Origin of the sequence: Raoultibacter timonensis (genome assembly GCF_022845715.1) — a bacterium.
Classification (GTDB): domain Bacteria; phylum Actinomycetota; class Coriobacteriia; order Coriobacteriales; family Eggerthellaceae; genus Raoultibacter; species Raoultibacter timonensis.
On sequence record NZ_AP025564.1, the window covers coordinates 967,908 to 984,696 of the forward strand.

The window sequence follows — 16,789 nt, forward strand, 5'->3', positions numbered from 1 at the left end:
CATTCTTCCATCTGCCGATCGAGAATCGATAACCGCGCGGTTTCAAGTCAGTGCTGCCGCGATGACCGAACGGTTGCGCGGCGGTAACTCGTCCCCTTGCTGCCAGTGTGCTCGCTTGGGGTATCATGGTCTTCCCCAGCTGCGGGGGAACGGCCCCATTTCGTCCATTTCCCCCGACTCGGGGGAGGACAGATGTTCTGATGATCGGCTATGTTCGAGCTGCAGGGAAGCGCATGGGAGATACGGCCGATCGGTTTTCGGCTTGGGGGAGGTCGGTTTTTGGCATGAAGTCCAACTCGCTTATCAACGAGCAGCCCGAGCGCGCTCGCGTCGTGCATCGGCTTTACCGAAGCATCGCCGCGCGTCCTGCACTGCTGTTCGCTCTCGCGCTGTATTGGACGTGGGTGAATATGGCGTTTCAGAGTCCGCTGTTCTTCCCTTCGGTCTTCCTCGCCCAGGGATGGCTTTTTCCGTCGTGGGTGGGACCGGTTGCGATCAGCGCGGTAACGTACCTTATGCTCGGTATGTGCTTCAAGCGCATCAACGCGGTATTCGCCAAACGATGGTACATAGGGGGAGTTGCCGCGTGCATGGCATTGGGTGCACTGCTCTGCTTCGTATGGATCAATTCGTACGGCGCCTCGTTCGCTACCCCCGCAGCGTTTTTCCTGTACTGCGTCGGATCGTTCGGCGTCGGCTTCGGGACGGCTTGCCTGTTGGCCGAGTGGGGAAGGGTGTTCGGGTTCCTCGGCCCCCAAGAGGTGCTGTTTCACGGCATCGTGGCCATGCTCGGATCGGCTTTGTTCGTCTGCGCGCTGTCGTTTCTGCCCGGCATCGTCGGGCAGCTGCTGTTCGTCGTCATCCCCCTGCCGCTTGCGATGGGGTTCTACCGCGCGGTCCGCGGCTTGCCCAGGAAGACGATGCTCGAGCACGGGCTCGATGCCGAGCTCAACGTTCCGTACAAGTTCCTTGTGACGGCGCTGTTGCATGGGCTCGCACTGGGCGTTTTGCTCGGAAGCGCGATCTCGCAGGGCAACGACCAGGGCGTCGTACTGCTCAACGCGCTTTCCTTCGTGGTGGCGGCGATCCTTCTGTTCCTGACGGCGGTGTTCGTGAGGATGGACTTCAACCATCTCATCTATCAGGTGGGGTTCAGCATCATGGCAACGGGCGCCCTGCTCATCGCCGTCGTGCAGCCCCTTCCCGTGATTGGCGAATCGTTCCAGTTAGTCGGTTTCTGCTACGTGCATCTGATCATGTGGGGCCTGTGCTCGTATCTCACGAAGAACTTCAGCCTGCCGGCCATATGGGTGGTTTCGTGGCCGACTTGCTGCCTTATGCTCGGCCAGCTGGTGGGAGGCGCATCGGCGAGTTCTCTCGTGCAGCAGCCCGATTCGGCGTATTGGATCCAGATTACCGCGACCGTCGTGTGCTTTGTCATGCTCATGGCGGCGCTGCTCATGTTGAGCAATCGGAACCTGACGACCGGATGGGGGATCGCGCGTCCGGCGAATGCGGTGAGTCCCGACAGCGCCATCGAAAGCGTCGTTTCTCTGCTTACCGTCGAGAACGGCCTCACGCCCCGCGAATCGGAAACCCTCGCGTTGCTCGCGCGGGGCAGGAACCGCAAGTTCATCAGCGAGGAGCTCGTGGTTTCCGAGGAGACCATCAAAAGCCACGTGTACAGCATCTACCGCAAGCTCGGCATTCATTCGCAGCAGGAGCTGCTCGATCTGGTGGAGGTCAGGATCGGTGCCGTGCGGGAAGACCCCGTCAAGCCGATGTTCGCGTAGATGCGGTCCCGCGCGAGGGGGCATGCGGGGCCGTGCGGAGGGAAGCCGGCGTACGTAAAGCAGGAGCCCCGCACAAAAACAGGAGCCCCGATCGGGGCTCCTGCCATAGGGTTGCGCTGTTGCCGAGATGCCGGTTATTCCTCGACCTGCTTCAACAGACCGTAGCCGCCGTCGTCGCGACGGTACAGGACGTTGACGAGGTTGGAATCACGATCGGTGTAGGCGAAGAAGTCGTGGCCCAGAAGGTCGATCTTCACGAGTGCTTCCTCTTCGGTCAGCGGCTCGAACTCGATCTCCTTGACGCGTACGACCTCGTCGTCGGCAAGCTCCTCCATGAGCTCGTCGAGGCTGGCGCCCGTTGCGGGAATGGCATCGGGAGCCTTTTCAACGCCGGCGCGCACTTTGCGATCGACGACGCGGGTCTTGTACTTGCGCAGTTGGCGGAGAACCTTCGCAGCGGCAACGTCGATGGCCGCGTACATGTCCTCTTCGCTCTCTTCGACGCGAACGATATGGCCTTTGGTGCGCAGGGTGACTTCGCATACGGCAGGACGCGGATTCGCCGGATTCTTCTCGACGAACAGCACTACTTCGGCAACCAGGGGATCGATGTCCATGACCTTCATGGAGTTCCCGATTTTCTCTTCGGCATACTGACGCAGTGCTTCGGTTACGGGCATTTTGCGTCCGGTGACGGTAATGCTCATGGCAATCACCTCTTACGATCGTGGCTAATAAAAAACAGCTTGGTCAGGACGTTTTCGGGCGCGCAGCGATGCGTTTTGATCGACACGAACCCAAACCCGACTCCTTCCGTCAAGCTGATACGAACAGGATAGCGCATAGTCGCTATCTTTTGGACGTGTGCACAGAAACCGGTTGAAAAATTGTAAACAGTTTATCGACTTCCTGATCGGTGCATGATTACGCGATAGTATACTTTCACGAACAGATCAGCCAAAACGCCGATAAGCCGACAGTGGGGTTCATATGACGGGTAGCAATACGGGCAAAGACACCGGTAAAGATTCTCTTTTCATCCAAGAAGTCGCCGGACACCAGGCGCTCTACAAAAGGATAATCCAGCTGTTCCACTCTTCGACCAAGGCGGCGGCGTTCATGCTGCTGGCCGCCATCGTCGCCCTCGTTGTCGCCAACACGGCGTTCTACGATCAGTTCTATGCGTTCTGGCATACCGAAGTGGGCTTTTTCTTCGGCGAGGCAACGGCCGAGATGTCGCTTGCCCACGTTATCAACGACATCTTCATGGCGGTGTTCTTCCTGCTCGTAGGCCTTGAGATAAAGTACGAGATGACGGTGGGCGAGCTCACGAACATCCGGCAGGCGCTGCTGCCCATCGTAGCTGCGTTCGGCGGCGTGTTCTTCCCGATCGTCATCTACCTCATCTTCAATGCGACGAACCCTGACACGGCTCACGGCTGGGGCGTTCCCACTGCCACCGACATCGCGTTCGCGCTCGGCATCATGGCGCTTCTGGGCAACCGCGTGCCCAACGGCATCCGCGTGTTCCTGAGCACGCTCGCCGTGGCCGACGACATCATCGCCATCCTCGTCATCGCCGTTTTCTACGGGCAGAGCCCCTCGGCGTTCTGGCTCATTGCGGCCGCCGTTGTGTTCATCGCGCTCATCGTCATGAACCGCCGGCACGTGTATTCCCTGACGCCCTATATCCTTGTGGGCATCGTGCTGTGGTACTGCGTGTTCATGTCGGGTGTGCACTCGACCATCGCGGGCGTACTGCTGGCCTTTGCGATTCCCTCGGGTTCTCGCGTCAACCTCAAGAGCTTCATTTCCTGGTCGGGCAACCGCATCAAGGAGGCAAAGGAGCTCTACGAGCCGAACGATCCGGTTATCGGGCAGAAGGATTACATCAAAACGGTGTCGAGCCTGAGCCGTGTTGCGCGTCAGGTGGTGCCGCCTGCGACGCGTCTCGAGAACAAGCTCTACCCGTGGGTGTACTTCGCCATCTTGCCGCTGTTCGCGCTCACCAACGCCGACGTGTCGTTCGTTGACGGCAGCCTCGGCAACATCTTTGCCGATCCGGCGCTCTACGGCGTGTTCTTCGGGCTGCTCCTCGGCAAGCCGATCGGCATCATGCTGTTCAGCTTCATCATCGTCAAAACCAAGCTCGCATCGCTCCCTGAGCATGCGAACTGGGGCCATATGTTCGGCGCGGGCATCCTCGGAGGCGTCGGGTTCACCATGGCCATCTTCGTGGCCAACCTCGCATTCGACGACCCCGCTATCGTGACTACGGCAAAGCTCGCGATCCTCTCGGCTTCGCTTATCGCAGGTGTCGTCGGATTTCTCGTGCTGTTCGTTCAGGCGAATGCGGCACGCAAGAAAGGCGTTGCCTACATCGCTACGGCGAGCGACGATGCAGGCCATCCCGCCTCCGACAAGGAGTACGTCGAGGCTGGCAAGCGCATGCTCGAAGAGATCGAAAGCCCCCTGCTCAAGGAGGAGATAGAGGCTGCTCAGCGCGAAGGCGACGGGTACGCGGAGATCGTCGTCGAGCTCGGATCGGACGATAGGCGCAGCGACCGAGCGGCCGATGAGGGATCGGCCGATCCCGACAGGATCGACGATGCGGGCGCGAGCGGTTCGGGCAAAACGAAGTAAACCGACGATGCGATGCCGCCCCGCTTGTACGGGGCAGCGCTTTTTCGGGACGGGATCGCGAAAGGAGCTCCGTGAACGATACAACGTACGAGTTCGATGCGGTTATCCGCAAGGTCGACGGCATCGACGGCGCCTATGTGGAGTTCCCCTTCGACGTGCGCGAAGAGTTCGGGCGGGGGCGCGTGAAAGTGCATGCGGCCTTCGACGGGCACCCCTACGACGGCAGCCTCGTTCGGATGGGCACGCCCGGTCATGTCATCGGCATACGCAAAGACGTCCGGGCGGCGATCGGCAAACAGCCGGGCGATTCGATCCATGTGGCGATTCGGGAACGCGAATAGAGCAAAGCGCATGGGCGGCGATCGCATGGAGTCAAGCTTGACTGATCGTCGATCTTTCAGGCGTTGCGGTATACTGATTTCCACCCAAAGCGGCCGGGCGCGGCGCACCGCAAGGAGCTCGTTTCGCCCGGCTACACGTTTACGTTGATGGAGGATCGCCTCGATGGAACCGCGTGCTATCGTTCTTGCCGCAGGAGCCGGCACCCGCATGAAGTCAAAGAAACCGAAGGTCGCCCACGAGCTTTTGGGCAAGCCGCTCGTGCGCTGGGTCGTCGACGCCGCGCGCGTTGCGGGCATCGGCGAGGTGGTGAGCGTGGTCGGACACGAGCGCGAGCAGGTCATCCCGCTCGTCGAGGCCGATACGCAGATCGTCGTGCAGCACGAGCGCAAGGGCACGGCCGACGCGGTTGCCGTGTGCCGCGATGCGCTTGCGGGATTCGACGGCTCGCTCGTCGTGCTTTCGGGCGATTGCCCGCTCATCACGCCCGAAACCATTCATGCGCTCGTGGAAGAACGGGAGCGGAGCAACGCGGCGGTCGTGGTGCTCACCATGAACATGGACGACCCTTTCGGCTACGGTCGCATCGTGCGCGACGAGGCGGGCTCGGTCGAGCGCATCGTCGAGCAGAAGGATTGCTCGCCCGAAGAGGCCGCCATCGCCGAGTGCAACTCGGGCTTCTACTGCTTCGACGCGCAGGCGCTGTTCTCCGCGCTCGAGCAGGTGGGAAGCGATAACGCGCAAAACGAGTTCTACCTTACCGATGTACTCGAAATCTGCCGCAAGGCAGGGCGTCTCGTGTCGGCGCTCGTCACCGAAGACCCCGCTGAGTGCCTTGGCATCAACTCGCGCATCCAGCTTGCCCAGGCCACCAAGTTCATGCAGCGGCGTATCAACGCCCGCCATATGGCCGAGGGCGTGACCATGGTGGATCCCGATCTCGTCTGGATCGGCCCCGACGTCGCGATCGGGCGCGATGTGGTGATCGAGCCGCTCACCTTCCTGCTCGGCGCAACCGTTGTCGGCGAGGACTCCGTTGTCGGCCCGAACTCCCGTTTGACCGATACCGTGGTGGGCGAGGGGTGCACGATCGACGAAACCGTTGCCGTCGAAGCCGCGATCGACGACGGCGCGATCTGCGGGCCGCGCGCCTACCTGCGCCCCGGAGCGCATCTGTGCGAGGGTGCGAAGGCGGGAACGCACGTCGAAATCAAGAAGTCGACGATCGGCAAAGGCTCGAAGGTTCCCCATCTCAGCTACATCGGCGATACCGAGATGGGCGAGGGCGTCAACATCGGCGCCGGTTCGATCACCTGCAACTACGATGGCGCGAACAAGCACAAGACGACGATCGGCGACGGGGTGTTCGTGGGCAGCGATACGATGCTCGTCGCTCCCGTGCGCATCGGCGAAGACGCGACCATCGGTGCCGGCTCCGTCATCACGAAAGACGTTTCGCCGGGCTCGCTTGCGCTCGAGCGGTCGAAGCAGGTCGAGATCGCCGATTGGAAATCGCGCCAGACCGCAGCGAAGCGATAGCGCGTTCGGCTCGGGGCCTCGAATGACGGGTCGGTGTTGTCGTTTCCGTATCAGCGAAGCTTTATGCCCATCGAATGTGCTAAGATGGAACAAGTAAACCCGCCGGCCTCTGCCTCATGCTCACTGGCGGGTCTTCTTGTATTTTGGGGAAGCAGATGGATTATACCAAGCCGTCTTTGTCGTATGAAGAGCAAGCCGATCTCGTGATTGCGCGGGGCATGATCTGCGATCGGGAGGATCTTGTAAACCACCTGAGAGACGTTGGATACTATCGGCTGAGCGGGTATTGGCATGGCTTCAGGCGAGAGGACGATATGTTTGTCGAGGGGACGTGCTTCTCGACGGTTTGGGAGAGGTATGCCTTCGACCGCCAGTTTCGCTTGCTCGTATTTGATGCAATCGAGCGCGTCGAGGTGAGTTTGCGGACGAAGCTCGCCTATGAGCTGTCGCGCGAGGGCGGCCCGTTCGGGTACCTGAGCCCCGATAACCTTCCGCGCCTCAAGCCGGTACAATACGACCGGTTCATCCATACCTGCCGAGACAAGATAGAACGTTCCCGGGAACCGTTTGTCGAGCACTTCCTCAACCAGTACGGCGACTGCCATGACCTCCCACCGTACTGGATGATTGTGAACACGATGGATTTCGGGCAGGTGCTCACGCTCTATCGCGGTGCTCCTGCTGAGGTCAGAGGCGGAATCGCCGACGAACTGGGTTTGTCGGCCCGGGTCTTGGAATCCTGGCTCGTGTCTCTCAACACGGTTCGCAACATCTGCGCACACCATGGAAGGTTGTGGAATAGGGTAATCGGAACCAAACCGGCGATCCCGAATGCAAAGCGAGACGGTCGATGGCATGAACCGTATACGGTTGACCCGAATCGGGTGTTTTGCATTGTGACCATACTGAGCTTTCTTCTGGAAAAGGTGGCCCCGCAAACCAAGTGGCGTGATCGCATGTTCGACCTTTTTAACCGGTATCCTGCCGTGCCAAAAGAGGATATGGGCTTTACGAGCGGATGGCAGCGCTGCCCGCTATGGAGCGCATGGGTTAAGCCGGCAACGGACGCTTGACGTTGGCGGGATGTGCGGCGATGCGCATCCCGCTGCATCATGCCGTTTTATCGGTGCGAATCTCAGATGGCTTCAGGAATCCCCTGCCGATGGTGAAGAAACCACGATAGTTGGCCGTTGTTGCGGCATCAGGCGGCGACGAGCGGATACAATACGAATCGACTGAATTCAAGGCGGAGTCAAAAGGAGCGCGTCGATGACCGAAATGCAGAAGAGTATGGCCGTTTTCTCCGGTTCGGTTAACCCCGAACTGGCCGATCAGATTGCCGAGTCGCTCGGCATTACGCTCGGCCATGTGAAGCTTGAGAAGTTTTCCAATGGAGAGATCTACGCGCGCTACCTCGAAAGCGTTCGCGGTGCCGACGTGTTCATCGTCCAGTCGGTTGCCGGCGAGCAGGTGAACGACGCCCTCATGGAGCTGCTCATCATGACCGATGCGGCCAAGCGCGCATCCGCCCGAACGGTGACGGCGGTCATCTCCCATTACGGCTATTCGCGCCAGGACCGTAAGGCCGCTGCCCGCGAGCCGATCACAGCCAAGCTCGTCGCCAACCTCATGACGGTTGCCGGCGTGGATCGCACGATTACCATCGACCTGCACCAGGGTCAGATCCAGGGCTTCTTCGACACCCCGGTCAACCACTTGACTGCGCTTCCGATCCTCGCCGACTACTTCAAGGCGAAGAACCTCGACATGGGCCGCCTGTGCGTCGTGAGCCCCGATGTGGGCCGCGCGAAGGCCGCTAAGAAGCTCTCCGACATCATGGAAGCCGATCTCGCCATCATGCACAAGGGCCGTCCCGGCCACAACCAGGCCGAGATCACGGCGCTCATCGGCGATGTGCGCGACAAGATCTGCATCATCAACGACGACATGATCGATACCGGCGGCACGCTCGTCGCTGCGGTATCGACGCTCAAGGCCCAGGGTGCCGATACGGTGTACGTGTGCGCCACGCATCCGATCTTCAGCGGCCCGGCGTACGAGCGTCTCGAGAACTCGGAGATCGAGGAAGTCGTCGTCTGCAACACCATCCCTGTGCCCCAGGCGCATCAGACCGGCAAGATCAAGGTCGTCTCGGTAGCGCCGCTGCTCGCGCGCGCCATCGCGAACGTGTACAGCAACGGCTCGGTATCCGACCTGTTCGATCCCGACTTCGCCCTGTAGGCCGTCGCCGGATTCGCGGACGAGACCGGATATGGCCGAAACCTACCTGATCGCGGGGCTGGGTAACCCCGGAGACGAGTATGCGCACACCCGGCATAACGCCGGGTTCGATACGATCGACCTGATCGCCGATAGGCTCGGGGTGCGCTACTGGAAGACCGAGGGCGGTGCGCTCACCGCGAAGGCGGTCTACCGCGATACCGATCTCGTGCTCGCCAAGCCCCAGAGCTTCATGAACACGTCGGGCGGCCCCGTCAAGCAGCTTATGAACGCCTACGGCGTCGACGCCGATCACCTCATCGTGATTCACGACGAGCTCGATATCGATCCGGGCACGGTGCGCGTGAAGTTCGGGGGAGGCCATGCGGGGCACAACGGCCTGCGTTCGATCTGCGATAAGCTCAATACGCGCGATTGGTTTCGCGTGCGCATCGGCATCGGCAGGCCTCCCGGGCGCATGAACGTAGCCGACTACGTGCTCTCGCTCCCGCGCAAAGAGGCCAAGGACGATTTCGAGGTTGCCTGTTCGCGCGGTGCCGAGGCGGTGTACTCGCTCGTCGATCATGGGCTTGCCAAAACCCAGCAGGATTTTAACTGATCCGCATGGCATCCGCGGCTTCCGAAGGAAACGGATCGTCCGGTAAGGCGAAGGCGCGCGACGGCTTTTCGAGCCGCGCGGCGTTCATCATCGCGTGCATCGGCTCGGCGGTAGGCATGGGCAACATCTGGCTGTTTCCGTACCGTGTAGCCGAGTTCGGCGGCGCGGCGTTTCTCATCCCGTATTTCATCTTCGTTGCCTTGCTCGGCTTTTCGGGCGTGCTTGGCGAAATGGCGTTCGGTCGTGCGATGGAGTCGGGCCCGGTCGGCGCGTTTGCGAAGGCGTGCAAGATGCGCAAAACCCGCAATGGCGAGCGCATCGGGCGCGCGATCGGCTTCGTTCCCATGCTCGGGTCGTTGGCGCTCGCCATCGGATATTCGGTCGTCGTGGGCTGGTTCCTCAAGTATTTGGCTTCGGCGGTTACCGGGGAGCTTACCCAGGTGGCCGATACCGGTGCGTACTTCGGAGCCATGGCCGTCGATTTCGGCAGCATCGGATGGCACTTCGTCGGCCTTACGCTCACGTTCGCCGTCATGGTGCTCGGCGTATCGCGCGGCATCGAGCGCCTGAACAAGGTCATGACGCCGCTGTTCTTCGTCCTGTTCGTCGTGCTGCTCGTTCGCGTGGCGACGCTTCCCGGCGCCGGGGCGGGATACGAGTACCTGTTCGTGCCCCGATGGGAGGCGCTCGCCAATCCCACGACGTGGATATTCGCGCTCGGGCAGGCGTTCTTCTCGCTTTCTCTGGCAGGAAGCGGGACGCTGGTGTACGGAAGCTACCTGAAGAAGGACGTCGATGTGGTCTCGTCGGCGCGCACCGTTGCCGTGTTCGACACCCTTGCCGCCCTGCTTGCCGCCATGGTGATCATTCCCGCGGTGTTCTCGTTCGGGTTCGACGCCGCCTCGGGTCCGCCGCTCATGTTCATCACGCTTCCGGCGGTATTCCAGCAGATGCCGTTCGGCTCCGTCATCGCGGTCGTGTTCTTCTTCGCGGTGCTGTGCGCAGCGGTAACTTCGCTGGTCAACCTATTCGAAACGCCGATCGAGGCGCTTCAGCACGAATTGAAGCTTTCTCGCGGGGCCGCCGTCGGCGTTGTTGCCGCCGTTGCGGCGCTCGTCGGCGTGTTCATCGAAAGCGGTTCGTCCGTTGGCGCCTGGATGGATGTCATCTCCATATTCGTCATCCCCTTAGGAGCCCTGCTCGCTGCTATCATGTTTTTCTGGGTTTGCCCGAAGGGCTTTGCGCGCAGTCAAGTAGAGCTCGGCCGCGGCAAGCCGCTCGGCAGATGGTTCGAGGTTTTGACCAAGTACGTGTTCGTGGGCATTACGGCGCTTGTCTACGTGCTCGGCATTTTCTTCGGGGGCATAGGGTAAGGCGCTGGTTCGCGGCTGTCCGATGTGCGCATCGGCGGCACGGACGTTTGAGGGACGAGGTTTGGCAGGCGGTATGGCATCAACACCGATGATAAAAGGCGAGCGCGCGCAGGTGTATGCGCTGTTCGCCATCGTTATGCTCGCGGGCGCGTTCGGGAATCTTTCGCAGACGGCGGTAAACGCCATGATGCCCGGCATTCTCGGCGAATTCGGCGTGGACGTGGGGCTCGGGCAATGGCTTACGACCAGCTACATGCTCGTGCTCGGCGTGACCGTTCCCGTTGCCACCTTCTTCTCCCGCCGTTTTTCCATCAGGCAGCACGTGTTCATCGCGCTCGGGTTCTTCTGTGCGGGATCGCTGCTCGACTGCATAGCGGTTGACTTCTGGATGCTGCTCGGCGGCCGCGTGCTCCAGGCGGTTTCGACGGGACTGCTCATGCCCCTCATGCAGACGATCGCCATGACGAAGTTTCCGACGGATCGCCGGTCCACCGCCATGGGCATCGCGGGCATCGCCATGGGCTTTGCTCCGAACATCGGGCCCACGATCGGCGGGGCGATGATCTTCTCGTTCGGGTGGCGCAGTTTCTTCTACCTGCTCCTCGCTGCGGTGATCGTGCTTGCGGCGGCAACGGCACTGTGCATTGCGGCCGAAAAACCAGCCGACGGCGCGGCAAAGCTCGATGCGGTCTCGCTCATGCAGTCGACGCTCGGCTTCGGGGGCTTGCTGCTCGCGTTCTCGAACGCGAGCGGTTTCGCGCTGACGAGCCCGTTCATCTGGGTGCCGCTCGTGTTGGGCATTCTGTTTCTGGTTCTGTTCGTGCGCAGGCAGAACCGGGTTGACGATCCGCTTATCAACATGGGCATCTTCAAGTCACGGCAGTTCACTTCGGGCTTCATGGCGCTGAACTTTCTCCACGCTTCGTTCATGGGCATCACGCTCGTCATTCCCCTGTACATCGAGGGGCTGTGCGGGGGCACGTCGCTCGATGCGGGAATCGTCCTTCTGCCGGGCACCCTTGCGGCGCTGTTCCTCAACCCCGTCGCCGGTGCGCTCGTCGACCGCATCGGCATCCGGCCGGTTGTGATGGTATCGGGCGTGCTTCTGGCGTTCGGGTCGATCATCATGGTGTTCGTCGACGAGAACACGCCGCTTTTCGTGACCATGTTGTTCCAGGCCTTTCGTGCATTCGGCGTTTCGGGGTTGATGGCGCCCCTTATCTCGTGGAGCCTCGCCGATCTGCCGCGCAGCATCGTCACCGACGGCAGCTCGTTCTGCATCGCGGTACGCCAGGCCTGCGCGTCGCTCGGCACCTCGGCCATGGTGTACCTCATCACCGTCGTGTCGCCTACAGCTGCAACGCCGGCGCTCGCCTACCAGCTCGCCTTCGCGTTTTCCGCGGTGTTCGCGGTTCTGACGTTCGCCTATATCGTTGTGCGCGTGAAGTAGCGGGTTGCCCGCCGCGTCCTGCGGTTGCGTTCGGAACCGTCGGTTGGCGCCGTCGCTTTCGTTTATGGTAAGCTTGAGATAAAAGCGAGCGATGGGATATGGTGTGGAGCAGAGGGCAACGGAGAGAGTCAAGGCAATCGGCGCGGCGATCGAATCGAGTATCATCGCAGATCGCAGGTACTACCACGCCCATCCCGAACCGAGCGGGAAAGAACATGCGACATCGGAGTCAATCTGCGGGCGGCTCGATGCCCTCGGCGTGCCGTACCGGCGCGTCGCCGAAACGGGTGTAATCGCTTCGGTTCGGGGGGCGGCGGGGGCTTCAGGGGAAGCTTGTCGCGCTATCGCCCTACGCTGCGACATCGACGCCCTTCCCGTGACCGAACGGACGGGGTTGCCGTACGCGTCGGAGAAGATCGGCATGATGCACGCCTGCGGGCACGATTGCCATATCGCCATGATGCTCGGCGCAACGCGGATCCTGCGCGATCTCGCCTCGGAGTTTGCGGGTGAAGCGCGCATTCTCTTCCAGCCGGCCGAGGAGATATCCATCGGGTCGACCAAGATGATCGAGGCGGGCGCTCTCGACGGGGTCGATACGATCTACGGTGCGCATATCTGGAGCGAAATCGATGCGGGGCTGTTCTCGTGCGAAGCGGGTCGCCGGATGGCCCATACCGACTGGTTCCGCATCGACATCGAGGGTGTGAGCGCGCACGGCTCGATGCCGCACAAAGGCGTCGACGCGATCGTTGTGGGAGCCGAGATGATCGATGCGCTGCAGATCCTCGTCAGCCGCGACATTTCGCCGTTCGAGCCCGCAGTCGTGACGGTGGGGGAGTTTCATGGGGGAGAGGCGCGCAACATCATGGCGGGCTCGGCCTACCTGACGGGCACCGTGCGAACGTGGAGCGACGAGCTGCGTCGCGAACTGCCCTCGTGCATCGAGCACATTGCCGAGAAGACGGCCCATACGTTCGGCGCCGTGGCTCGCGTTACGTACGAAGAGGGCAACGCCGGGCTTTCCAACGATGTGAAATGCGCAAAGCGCGCCCAGCTCGCGGTGGCGGAAGTTCTGGGGGCCGAGGCGCTTGGCAAGTACCGCGGAACGCTTTCGGGCGAGGACTTCTCGGAATACCTGCGCGTCGTTCCCGGCGTGTTCGTGTTCATCGGGTGCCGCAACCCCGAGGTGGGCGCGAGCCATCCGCAGCACAGCTGCTATTACGATGTCGACGAGAGCGTGCTCGCGAAAGGGTCGATGGTTGCCGCCCAGTACGCGATCGACTTTCTGCAGGGGCGGTAGCAAAGGGCCCGCTTTCGCGAACCCTTTGTTCTCCTGCAGTTGTTAAGCCGAGCCGAATCGCTAGGCGTTTGAGGCCGTCGGCTCGGCCGGCTTGCGCTGCTCCTCTTTGCGCATGGCTGCGCAGCAGACGACGGCGGCCGCGATGAACCCGATGCCTCCGATGATGCCGATGGGCATGGGCCCGATGAAGGGGTTCCCGCCCGATATCGAGAAGAGGGCGGCGGCGCTTACGAATCCGTTTACAGCGCCGTGGCCGATGACTGCGGGCAGGCAGCTCTTCGCCTTGAGCGAGAGGTAGCTGAACAGCGTGCCGATCACGATGCAGAAGATGCACATGGCGAAGATGCCGAGAAACGGCCAGCCTGGATACCCCACGCCGTAGTTGTGGCCGATCACCGTGAGGGGTGCATGCCATAATCCCCAGATCACACCCGTGATGAGAACGGTCGGGATAAACGAGAGCTTCTCGTGGACTTTCGGCACGAGGTAGCCTCGCCAGCCCCATTCCTCGCCGAAGCAGGTCAGGCAATTGAGGATGGGGGAGAGCACGACGCCAACGGCGAGTTGCGCCCAGAGCATCGTCTGCATAACGTCGCCCGGTATGGTTTCTCCGCCCGAGGCTCCGGCGGCCTGCTGGATCATGAGCGCGGCGGCCGACATGGTGGGATCGAAGTCGTTCGGGAAGACGAGGAAGTACAGCGCGGCCCCGACAACGGTGAGCACGGCGGGTCCGAACCAGGCGATGAGATAGTACTTGAACGTATGCCTGAAGTCGACGGGTTTGATCATCGCGTTTTTGAACCCCTCTTTGGTGATGAGCCGCGTGAGCAGCACGCCGATCGCCGGTATGAACATCATCGATCCGATGATGAACTGCACGGCTACGGGCGGCGCGGCAAGGGCGCTGCCCATACCGGTACCGGTGGCCAAGGGGATGACTACCAGTATCTCGAGTGCGTAGGTGATGGCGAAGGTTATCGCCAGATAGATGCCGATTCGCTTCATGGTATGCTCCGTTCCGTATCGCCCGATTGCCCCTTGCATTGCTGTTCTATCTGTTATAGCATAAATATAACAACAAGGCACAGCCAATGCAAGCGAGAATTTGACGATGCGACATATTGGACTTGCGGCCTCGGGTTTTCGAAACGGCAAAGCAGAAGAGGAGCGCCCATGGACACGCGTACACCGGTACTTTCAATCGAGCATTTCACCAAAACCTTCGGATCGAAGCGTGCGGTTGACGATGCGAGCCTGACGGTTATGCCGGGCGATATATACGGTTTCGTCGGACACAACGGTGCCGGAAAAACGACGCTTATCCGTTCGGTGGTCGGCGTTGCCGGTTTCGACGGCGGTACCATCCGCATCGACGGCACCTCGATCGCCGCCGACCCCCTCGCTGTCAAGCGGATCACGGCCTACGTGCCCGACAACCCCGACGTGTACGATTTTCTGACGGGGATCCAGTACCTCGATTACATCGCCGACATCTTCGAGGTTCCTGCCGCTGTGCGTCGCGAGCGCATCGAGCGCTATGCCGGCAAGCTCTCGCTTACGCCGGCGCTCGGCGACCTCATCTCTTCGTATTCCCACGGCATGAAGCAGAAGGTCGTGCTCATCGGCGCGCTTTTGCACGAACCGAAACTGCTCGTGCTCGACGAGCCCTTCGTCGGCCTCGACCCCGAGGCCTCCTATATCCTGAAGGGGCTTATGCGCGAACTGACCGAGCGGGGATCGGCCATCTTCTTTTCAAGCCATGTGCTCGAAGTGGTCGAGAAGCTCTGCAACAAGGTTGCCATCATCAAGGCCGGTAAGCTCATCGCCGACGGACCGACCGAAGAGGTCATCGGCGATTCCGGCCTCGAGGCCGTTTTCCTCGGTTTGGGAAAGTAGGCGGTTGCGATGTTGCACGGATTGGGGCTTCTGCTCAAGATACAGCTGCTTGGCACCTTCGGGCTCAACAAAGCCCTCCATACCGATCGCGCAAAAGCGAAGCGGTCCATTGCCTTGTTCCTTCTCGCGGTCATCGCCATCGGTGCGCTCTGCGTCGGCTACAGCTTGGGTGCGGCGTTCGGCCTCGGCTCTTTCGGCCTTGCCGACGACATTCCGTTCGTTGCGGTGCTCGTGGGGTCGCTCGCCGGGGCGGTTGCGGCGTTTCTCAAGGCGAACGGCGTACTGTTCGCTTTCAAGGACTACGACATCGTCATGTCGCTGCCGGTTACCACGATGGCGGTCGTGCTGTCGCGGCTCGCGGCGCTCTATGCGGTTGCTCTTTTGTTCGGAGCGGTCGCCATGCTGCCGGCGTTCGGCGTGTATGCGACGTATGCGGGCGTTTCGTTCTCCTCGGTCGTCATGGTCGTGCTTTCGGTGTTTTTAGCGCCGCTTTTGCCCATGACGGTAGCGGTGCTGCTTGCGGTGGGCATCTCCGCCGTTGCGGCGAGGATGCGCCACGCCAATATCGTGACGGTCGTGCTTTCGATCGCGGCGGTTCTTGCGATTATCGTCGTTCCCAACGCGATAGTGGGCTCGACTGGCGGCGACGACGCCGAAATCATGGCGTTTCTGGCCCAGCAGCTCTCGGCGATGGCGGCGCTTCTTCCGCCCGTTGCATGGGCGAGCACGGGCATCGTGAGCGGCGATATGGTGGCATTCGGGCTGTTCGCGGCGGCATCGATCATTCCCGCTGCCCTCGGGATCGCCCTGATCTCCCATCGGTTCGCATCCATCAATACGCTTCTCATGGCAAGTCGTCCGAAAGGCTCGTTCTCGTTCGACGCGGCCGGCAAAAACGAAGCATCGGCCAAGCCGCGCTCGCCGCTCGTGGCTCTGCTTGCCAAAGAGGCAAGCAGACTCGTATCGACGCCCATCTACCTGATGAACTCGTGCATCGGATACGTGCTCGTACTGGTTGCCAGCATCGCGGCTGCGGCTGCGTCCGCGCTCGGGATGCTGCCGCCCGAAATTATGGGCGGCAAGGTGGGCGCACTCATTGCCGCCTTCCTCCCGTGGATGATGGCGTTCTTCGTCGGCATATCCTCGACGACGGCTGCCTCGGTTTCGCTTGAGGGCAAAAGCCGATGGCTCATGTATACCGCGCCCGTATCGGCGCGGACGGTGCTCGGGGCGAAAGCGCTTTTGAGCCTTGCGATCGCGATCCCCTCGGTGCTGGTGGGCGGTGTTCTGCTCTCGATTGCATTCGGGGTGGGGTTGTTGTCGGGGGTTCTGGCCGTGATCGTGCCGGCGTCGGTGGCGGTGTTCGTTACCGTGTTCGGTCTGTTCGTCGATGCGCGTCGTCCGCGCTTCGATTGGAAGAGCGAATACGAGCCCGTGAAGCGTTCGGTTTCGGTTACGATCACGGTGTTCTCGGGGTTTGCAATCGTGCTCGCCGGCGTTCTCGCGACGGCCGTGGCGGGGGCGATCGGTGCTATCATCTTCTCGGTCGCGCTTGTTGCGGCTGCGTGGTTCTTGTTCGGGAAATTGTCAGCGGCGCCGTTGCGGGAATAGGGG

General features: G+C 61.4%; 14 protein-coding genes. 12 read left to right on the forward strand and 2 right to left on the reverse strand.

Features of this window, described 5'->3' with window-relative positions:
- The first annotated feature begins 233 nt into the window (after positions 1–233).
- A complete protein-coding gene (locus MWL89_RS03790) occupies positions 234–1,793 on the forward strand; it encodes a response regulator transcription factor (RefSeq protein ID WP_244411814.1) in 1,560 nt (519 codons plus the stop codon).
- Positions 1,794–1,927: 134 nt separating this feature from the next.
- Here the strand turns inward: MWL89_RS03790 and hpf are convergent, their stop codons facing one another.
- Positions 1,928–2,500, reverse strand: a complete 573-nt coding sequence (gene hpf / locus MWL89_RS03795) for a ribosome hibernation-promoting factor, HPF/YfiA family (protein WP_102378932.1) — start codon at positions 2,498–2,500, stop codon at positions 1,928–1,930.
- A gap of 283 nt (positions 2,501–2,783) precedes the next feature.
- Here hpf and nhaA point away from each other — a divergent pair, with 283 nt between their 5' ends.
- The 9 genes from nhaA (at position 2,784) to MWL89_RS03840 (ending at position 13,279) form a co-directional block, all read left to right on the forward strand.
- On the forward strand, positions 2,784–4,436 hold the full coding sequence (nhaA, locus tag MWL89_RS03800) for a Na+/H+ antiporter NhaA (RefSeq protein ID WP_102378931.1): 1,653 nt from the start codon (positions 2,784–2,786) through the stop codon (positions 4,434–4,436).
- A gap of 71 nt (positions 4,437–4,507) precedes the next feature.
- The gene (locus MWL89_RS03805) at positions 4,508–4,777 is read left to right on the forward strand and encodes a DUF1905 domain-containing protein (protein ID WP_102378930.1); all 270 of its coding nucleotides are present in this window, start codon (positions 4,508–4,510) and stop codon (positions 4,775–4,777) included.
- A 163-nt stretch (positions 4,778–4,940) separates the two neighbouring features.
- Positions 4,941–6,314, forward strand: coding sequence for a bifunctional UDP-N-acetylglucosamine diphosphorylase/glucosamine-1-phosphate N-acetyltransferase GlmU (gene glmU, locus MWL89_RS03810; RefSeq protein WP_244411815.1), 1,374 nt, complete (start codon positions 4,941–4,943; stop codon positions 6,312–6,314).
- 155 nt (positions 6,315–6,469) lie between these two features.
- Complete coding sequence (locus tag MWL89_RS03815; protein ID WP_244411816.1) at positions 6,470–7,387, forward strand: Abi family protein; 918 nt, start codon at positions 6,470–6,472, stop codon at positions 7,385–7,387.
- Between the two features lie 196 nt (positions 7,388–7,583).
- Positions 7,584–8,555, forward strand: coding sequence for a ribose-phosphate diphosphokinase (locus MWL89_RS03820; RefSeq protein ID WP_102378928.1), 972 nt, complete (start codon positions 7,584–7,586; stop codon positions 8,553–8,555).
- Positions 8,556–8,586: 31 nt separating this feature from the next.
- On the forward strand, positions 8,587–9,153 hold the full coding sequence (pth, locus tag MWL89_RS03825; RefSeq protein ID WP_244411817.1) for an aminoacyl-tRNA hydrolase: 567 nt from the start codon (positions 8,587–8,589) through the stop codon (positions 9,151–9,153).
- Between the two features lie 5 nt (positions 9,154–9,158).
- Positions 9,159–10,526 (forward strand): sodium-dependent transporter, encoded by a 1,368-nt coding sequence (locus tag MWL89_RS03830; protein ID WP_244411818.1) that lies wholly within the window; start codon positions 9,159–9,161, stop codon positions 10,524–10,526.
- Between the two features lie 73 nt (positions 10,527–10,599).
- Complete coding sequence (locus MWL89_RS03835) at positions 10,600–11,976, forward strand: DHA2 family efflux MFS transporter permease subunit (RefSeq protein ID WP_244411819.1); 1,377 nt, start codon at positions 10,600–10,602, stop codon at positions 11,974–11,976.
- 103 nt (positions 11,977–12,079) lie between these two features.
- The gene (locus MWL89_RS03840) at positions 12,080–13,279 is read left to right on the forward strand and encodes an amidohydrolase (protein WP_244411820.1); all 1,200 of its coding nucleotides are present in this window, start codon (positions 12,080–12,082) and stop codon (positions 13,277–13,279) included.
- A gap of 60 nt (positions 13,280–13,339) precedes the next feature.
- On the opposite strand, the gene MWL89_RS03845 is transcribed toward MWL89_RS03840, so the two are convergent.
- Complete coding sequence (locus MWL89_RS03845) at positions 13,340–14,284, reverse strand: CPBP family intramembrane glutamic endopeptidase (RefSeq protein WP_244411821.1); 945 nt, start codon at positions 14,282–14,284, stop codon at positions 13,340–13,342.
- 168 nt (positions 14,285–14,452) lie between these two features.
- On the opposite strand from MWL89_RS03845, the gene MWL89_RS03850 reads away from it, so the two are divergent.
- A complete protein-coding gene (locus tag MWL89_RS03850; protein WP_244411822.1) occupies positions 14,453–15,175 on the forward strand; it encodes an ABC transporter ATP-binding protein in 723 nt (240 codons plus the stop codon).
- Between the two features lie 9 nt (positions 15,176–15,184).
- Entirely contained in the window at positions 15,185–16,786 is a 1,602-nt protein-coding gene (locus tag MWL89_RS03855) for a hypothetical protein (protein ID WP_244411823.1), read from the forward strand.
- Positions 16,787–16,789: the final 3 nt, after the last annotated feature.